Origin of the sequence: Chamaesiphon sp. GL140_3_metabinner_50 (genome assembly GCF_025361915.1) — a bacterium.
Lineage (GTDB): Bacteria > Cyanobacteriota > Cyanobacteriia > Cyanobacteriales > Chamaesiphonaceae > Chamaesiphon.
Map to the genome: position 1 here is coordinate 1 of NZ_JANYJC010000225.1, position 6,172 is coordinate 6,172.

At 48.0% G+C, this 6,172-nt stretch carries 4 protein-coding genes; 1 reads left to right on the forward strand and 3 read right to left on the reverse strand.

Annotated features, from left to right (window positions below; all coding sequences use genetic code 11):
- Positions 1 to 376: 376 nt before the first annotated feature.
- The 3 genes from Q0R35_RS11190 to rimO all read right to left on the reverse strand — a co-directional run bounded on the left by Q0R35_RS11190 (position 377) and on the right by rimO (position 4,740).
- Complete coding sequence (locus Q0R35_RS11190; protein ID WP_295617716.1) at positions 377 to 952, reverse strand: RNA-binding protein; 576 nt, start codon at positions 950 to 952, stop codon at positions 377 to 379.
- A gap of 495 nt (positions 953 to 1,447) precedes the next feature.
- Positions 1,448 to 3,031 carry a DEAD/DEAH box helicase gene (locus Q0R35_RS11195; RefSeq protein ID WP_295617719.1) on the reverse strand — a complete coding sequence of 528 codons (1,584 nt, stop codon included), beginning with the start codon at positions 3,029 to 3,031 and terminating at the stop codon, positions 1,448 to 1,450.
- A gap of 392 nt (positions 3,032 to 3,423) precedes the next feature.
- A complete protein-coding gene (rimO, locus tag Q0R35_RS11200) occupies positions 3,424 to 4,740 on the reverse strand; it encodes a 30S ribosomal protein S12 methylthiotransferase RimO (protein WP_295617723.1) in 1,317 nt (438 codons plus the stop codon).
- Positions 4,741 to 5,191: 451 nt separating this feature from the next.
- Here rimO and btpA point away from each other — a divergent pair, with 451 nt between their 5' ends.
- On the forward strand, positions 5,192 to 6,040 hold the full coding sequence (gene btpA / locus Q0R35_RS11205) for a photosystem I biogenesis protein BtpA (protein WP_295617726.1): 849 nt from the start codon (positions 5,192 to 5,194) through the stop codon (positions 6,038 to 6,040).
- The last annotated feature ends 132 nt before the right edge of the window (positions 6,041 to 6,172 follow it).

Consider the following 6,172-nt stretch of genomic DNA (forward strand, 5'->3'; position numbering starts at 1 on the left):
CAAACCTGGCGCAACACCGAGGAATCTCCACCCCGTATCTCTCCTGTCGATCGTGCAGCACTACCACAGCGACGTTACTTAGATGAGGAGTAAGAAGTAAGGAGTAAGGAGTAAGGTGATTTCCGATAAAAACTATGCCAAGCAACTGGGTTGTACCTACGGCAGGCTACGCCAACGGCTCCGATCGACCCTCGGTGGTTGAGCGGAGCCGAAACCACAAACCCACAAATAGAGGTCTTTCTATGGATGGGAATCATCTAAAACCTCATCCCCAATGCCTAAAAAAATTGCCAAAGACATCAACGTCCCTGGCAATTATTAAATTCACCTGCAAGCAAGTGCAGCCTGTCGTCTCTATTGGGGCAAGAACGTAAACTTAGAGATTTCCAGATTCGGCTAATTTATCTTTGAGTTCGGCTAGTTTGTTAGCCCAGCGCGGATCGGGTTGGAAACTTTCAGTGCTAGTGGTGGTACTAGTGTAAGTAGTAGAGCTGCTAGTGCTTTTAGCACCCTCTTTGCGACCGCCTTTTTTAGCACCACCGCCACCACTGCTACCGCCGCGACGTGGGGTACTAGTATTAGTACTAGCACCTTTATTGCTGAGGTTGGGTTTGGGGACACTACTGGGTTCTTTAGGTTCTTTAGGTTCTTTTGGTTCTTTTGGTTCACCATTTTCGCCATCATCATCCTCTTGTTCTTTGGCTTTGGGTAAAGCCTTTTCGATTTTGATGGGTAGCTCCAAGAACATGGCACCATTATATTTTTCAATAATTTGGTCGGCTTGTTCGTCAGTCTCGACAGTTACAAAGCCAAACCCCCGGCAGTTACCAGTTTTGCGGTCTTTGATTACCTTGACAGAGACTAAATCGCCAGCATCCGCGAACACGGTTTCGAGCTGTTCGCGCTCGACATCCGATTTTGGTAAGTTGCCAACATATAAACGAATAGACATATAGAAATTCCTCCAGACTGGAATTAAATTAGCTTGCTTGCAGGAGTTCCCCTTGGGGATAACCTCAATTTTGGGCGGACAAAAAACTGACAAAGAAGTGGTTCACATATTTCAAATCATTGCAGTTGTAGTCTAATCGATCTAGCCGCTCCTGTCGAAAGTCGAATCTAAGCAAGAAGTTTACAGTGGCGGTTTAACTATTGACAACCGCTTATTTGTCGATGCTTTAGGATGAATCGGTAGATGTGACATCTGTGTCCTTGACACTTTATCTTAATATTTTTTTACAAGTTTGGTGAGACCCTTATTTAAATTATCACGTCTGGGCATCTTCACATCTGGCGATCGCGTAGTTTTGGTACTTTACCAACCATCGCAGTAGCAGATGCGAGCATAGCCACACCAAAAGGTGGGCACTGCCCACCTTTGATGGATGATTCAATTAGACACTAGCCTGCGGGTGGTAGCGGCGCGATCGCGCCGCTACCATCGCAATTAGACCCGTTCTTCGCTCCGGTAACCGCCGCGATTATCGCGGTTGTCCCGGTTATTATCGCGTTCGTAGCGGCTGCTTTCGTTGCGAGGGCTACTGTCACGACGATCGTAACGACCGCCACCGCCACCACTACCGCCAGCGCGGAGAACTGGTTTGCCACCAGCACCACCACCACCGCCGCTGCCACCGCGACGATCGCCACCACCGCGTGGTTTGTAGCTATTGCTGGAAGAACGCTCTCCGCGATCGCGATCTTGCATTTGGGGTTCTTCCATATCTAGCCATGCGGGGCGAGTTTGGTCGTAAACTAATTGCAGTGCTGCTGCGGCGACAGTATGAATATCATACTCTTCGCTCATTTTGGCAATAATGGGTAAGAAGGAAGCTACCCGTTCGCCGGAAAGAGCTTCTTGAACTTTACCTTGAATCTTCTCGATGTGTACTGCTTCTACTTGAGCGCGAGTCGGGATCTGACAGACTGCTAGAGACTGTTTGACGCGACGTTCGATCGCTTGAAGTTTGCGACGATCGAGGGAGTGAATCAGGGAGATGGCAACGCCTTCTTTACCAGCACGTCCCGTCCGACCGATCCGGTGAATGTAGTTTTCGACACTATCGGGCAGATCGTAGTTAATAACGTGGCTGAGATGGTCTACATCTAGACCGCGTGCGGCAATATCTGTTGCCACGATCCAGCGAACTTTGTCGCCCCGGAACCGCGCTAGTAGGCGTTCCCGTTGGGTTTGGGTCAGATCGCCGTGGTACTCATCCGCGCTGTGTCCGGCAGATTGGAGTTGGCTGGTGAGTTCGGCTGCTGCTTTACGAGTCCGAACGAAGATAATCGCCGATTCTGGCTGTTCGAGTTCGAGAATGGGTTGCAGAGCTTGAGCTTTAGTCCAACCGCGTGGGATGAAGTAAACTTGTTGCTTGATTTTAGAAGGTGCGGCTTTAACTTGATCGACTGTGACAGTCACCGGATTTTTGAGGAAGCGATTCACCAACGATCGAATTGGGGGTGCCATCGTCGCCGAGAAGAAGGCGGTTTGGCGTTCGGTGGGCAATTTGCTCAAAATCAGTTCGATGTCGTCGATAAAGCCCATACTGAGCATTTCATCGGCTTCATCGAGTACCAACCATTCAACTTGTCCCAAGCGGAGATGTCCGCGATCGATCAGGTCGATGACGCGTCCGGGTGTACCCACAACGGCAGCTACACCGCTTTCTAAACGACGAATTTGCAGGTCGATGGCTTGTCCGCCATAAACGGTGAGAATCGGCGAGCGACGCTCGTTACCGCCTAAGAAGGTTTTCATGGCTGCGGATACTTGCATGGCTAACTCGCGAGTAGGAGTTAGTACTAAAGCTTGTACCACTGGACGCTGCCAATCGATCCGCTCGATCATCGGGAGGGCGAATGCGGCAGTTTTACCCGTTCCGGTTTGAGACTGTCCGACGACATCTTTACCAGATAGTAAAAAGGGAATGGCTTGCTCTTGAATATTAGTAGGTTCAGTAATCCCCAGTCCTTCCAGTTGTGTAACGATCCGATCGGAAAGGCCAAGGCTAGAGAAAGAAACGGTCATAATTTATAGTTAAGTTGCTCGGTATGATTTGAAATCGAAAATTTAGGAGCTAATTTTTAGGAATTAATCAGTATAGTAACCGGGGATAACATCGTACCCAATATGCAAACCATTCAGTGGAGGGCTGTGTGAGAATTGGCTCCAATTCTTCACCAATAAAATAAATACTAAATAGTTACAGAATGTTCGCCTCAATAGCGATGCGGAGATTCTGTTGTGAATTGTTGTCGAATAATCGGTCTCTTTACTGAATTCTAGCGTCTTCGCTCCAATCCAAAATTTAAAGTTATTCTAAATTTTGAATTTAACAGTTTAGCAGCGTTCTTTTATCATTTTAATGCCAAGGCTTTAAACTTAGCATTGTCGGATAACCGATCGTTGTAGACTGTTTGCTAGTAAACGATCTCGCCGTGAAGATCGTAATGGTCGGCTGCGTGAATAGTAGCGGGAACGATCGATCCCAGACGGGCACTCCCACTAACATACACTACTCCGTCCACTTCTGGGGCAAATCTGGCAGATCTGCCAATTAACATTCCCGATTCGGGATGTTGTTGTTCGATCAGGACATCGACAGTTTTACCGATTTCACTTTGATTGCGTCGTAGTGAAATTGGTTGTTGAAGTTCCATGATCCCGTCGCGTCGCTCGTCCATAGTTGCCTGGGGCAACTGGTTGGGCAAGGTAGCTGCGGCGGTGCCATCCTCTGCGGAGAAGGTAAATACCCCAACATGATCGAATTCGTGCTGTCGCAAGAACGATTGTAAATGTTGGTAATGAGCGTCGGTTTCGCCAGGAAAACCGACAATCAAAGTCGTCCGCATGACTGCATCGGGGAGAGCAGTTTTGAGTTGCTCGATGATGCGATCGTTTACTTGTCCTTGCCACGGACGATTCATGGCACGGAGAATTTCGGGATGGGAATGCTGTAATGGCAAATCGAGGTAGGGCAAGATATTCGGCGTTTCTTGCATTGCCGCGATGACTTTGGGAGTCAAGCCAGTGGGATAAGCATAATGCATCCGCACCCACGGAATATCTACTTTACCCAGAGCGCGCAGGAGTTCTGCTAGCTTTGGCGTGCCATAGATATCGAGACCGTAATTGGTGGTGATTTGAGAGATTAAGACTAATTCTTGTACTCCTTCATCTGCCAATCTTTGGGCTTCGGCGACGATCGATTCAATCGTGCGCGATCGCTGCTTCCCGCGTAAATGTGGGATAATACAAAAAGCGCAAGCGTAATCGCAGCCTTCAGCCACACGTAAATAAGCTACACCCTCAGTTGTTGTCCGATAGCGAGGTGTATGCTCGTCGGCGATGTAGGTTGGCTCTGCGGTGACTTCCACCACCCGTTCCCCACCTTGCGATCGCTCGATGACATCAACAATTTTGTGATAGTCACCACTTCCCACTACCGCTACAGCTTCGGGAATTTCTGCGAGTAATTCTGACTGAAAATGCTGCGCCATGCAGCCAGTAATTACAATCTTTTTATTGGCTTCAGCTAGTTCTACTAGCGTCTGGATCGATTCAGCTCTAGCTGCATCGATAAAGCTACAAGTATTGACAATAACGTAATCTGCTGCGGTTTCATCCGCGTCTACTTCGTATCCTGCTTCTACTAGCAAACCTAGCATGTGCTCGCTATCGATGCGATTTTTTTCGCACCCTAAGTGCGATATTGCAATTGTTGGCTTGTTGCCCATGTAGTCTCGATCTTTTTGTCTCCAACAGTAGTGTGGCGTTCGACAAATAAGTCACCAGGTCAAACTTGGGAATGGGTTTAATTTACCCACTACTAATCTGTTGGCGATGCTCAACCCAGCAAGCGCATTGCTACTTGCTGTATTTCTCAAATTCTGTCGCTGTTCCACTGGAACAATATAGCACCATATCTTTACTAAATTCTCACGATCGGGCGAGAACTGATATCGGCACGTATAATTGAGTTATTCTGCTATATTTTAGCACGATGTTGCGAAATGTAAAGTAGCAAATAATGACCGATCGCCAACGAATGGCAACTGAGGGAGATTTTTTGTGAGTTACGCCAGCCTAATTGTGGATAATATAGGTGAAGATTGAGTCTTATGGTTCGGTCATGCCACAGCTTGAGTTGGCGCGGCAATCGCCATCAGCCTAGTTTAAACGCAAAACGTGAATTTACAGCAAATTTTTAACACCACTACACCGATTATTGGCGTAGTCCATCTCTTACCCCTACCGACTTCCGCCCGGTGGGGTGGCAGTCTCAAAGGCATTATCGATCGAGCCGAACAAGAAGCCGTCGCACTGGCTTCTGGTGGGGTCGATGGGCTGATCGTTGAGAACTTTTTCGATGCGCCATTTCCTAAAAGCCGCGTCGATCCTGCCGTTGTAAGTGTGATGACGACGATCGTCTCACGCTTAATGCAGCTAATTTCAATCCCGATCGGGATCAATGTCTTACGCAATGATAGTCTGAGTGCGATGGCGATCGCCAGTTGCACTGGTGCGGCATTTATTCGCGTCAATGTCCTGTCTGGAGTGATGGCAACCGATCAGGGCTTAATTGAAGGCTGCGCTTATGAATTACTCCGCTACCGCCGCGAATTAGGTAGCAACGTCAAAATTTTGGCAGATGTGCTGGTAAAACACGCACAGCCATTAAGTTCCAGCGATTTGACTACTGCCGTGCGCGAAACAATCGATCGGGGGCTAGCCGACGCGATAATCCTATCGGGAGCTGTCACGGGCAGTCCTCCTAGTTTAGATGATTTACAACAGGCTAAAGCCGCTGCTGGCAGCACGCCCATCATCATTGGCAGCGGTGCAGACTATCATAATATTAATAGCCTCATGCAATTCGCTGATGGGGCGATCGTATCGAGTTCGCTCAAACGTCAAGGTAAAATCGAGAACTCAATCGACCCCATCCGCGTCAGTCAATTTGTCGAAACACTTCGTCAGGATATCGCAAATCGATCGGTACAACGCGCGATCGATTCAATGAAAATTCATAAATAAGGTATTAGGCTTTAGGCTTGAGGATTCGTCTTGCCGATCCGTTCATGCTAATTCACTAACACCTAAGTACCCAATACCTAATACCTAACACCTAACCTATGAAACGTCGTCAAGTTCCCTGGATTTATCAAT

Coding starts and splice junctions, on each gene's coding strand:
- Q0R35_RS11190 (WP_295617716.1), bottom strand. CDS start 952: ATGTCTATTCGTTTATATGTTGGCAACTTACCAAAATCGGATGTCGAG.
- rimO (WP_295617723.1), bottom strand. CDS start 4,740: ATGGGCAACAAGCCAACAATTGCAATATCGCACTTAGGGTGCGAAAAA.
- Q0R35_RS11195 (WP_295617719.1), bottom strand. CDS start 3,031: ATGACCGTTTCTTTCTCTAGCCTTGGCCTTTCCGATCGGATCGTTACA.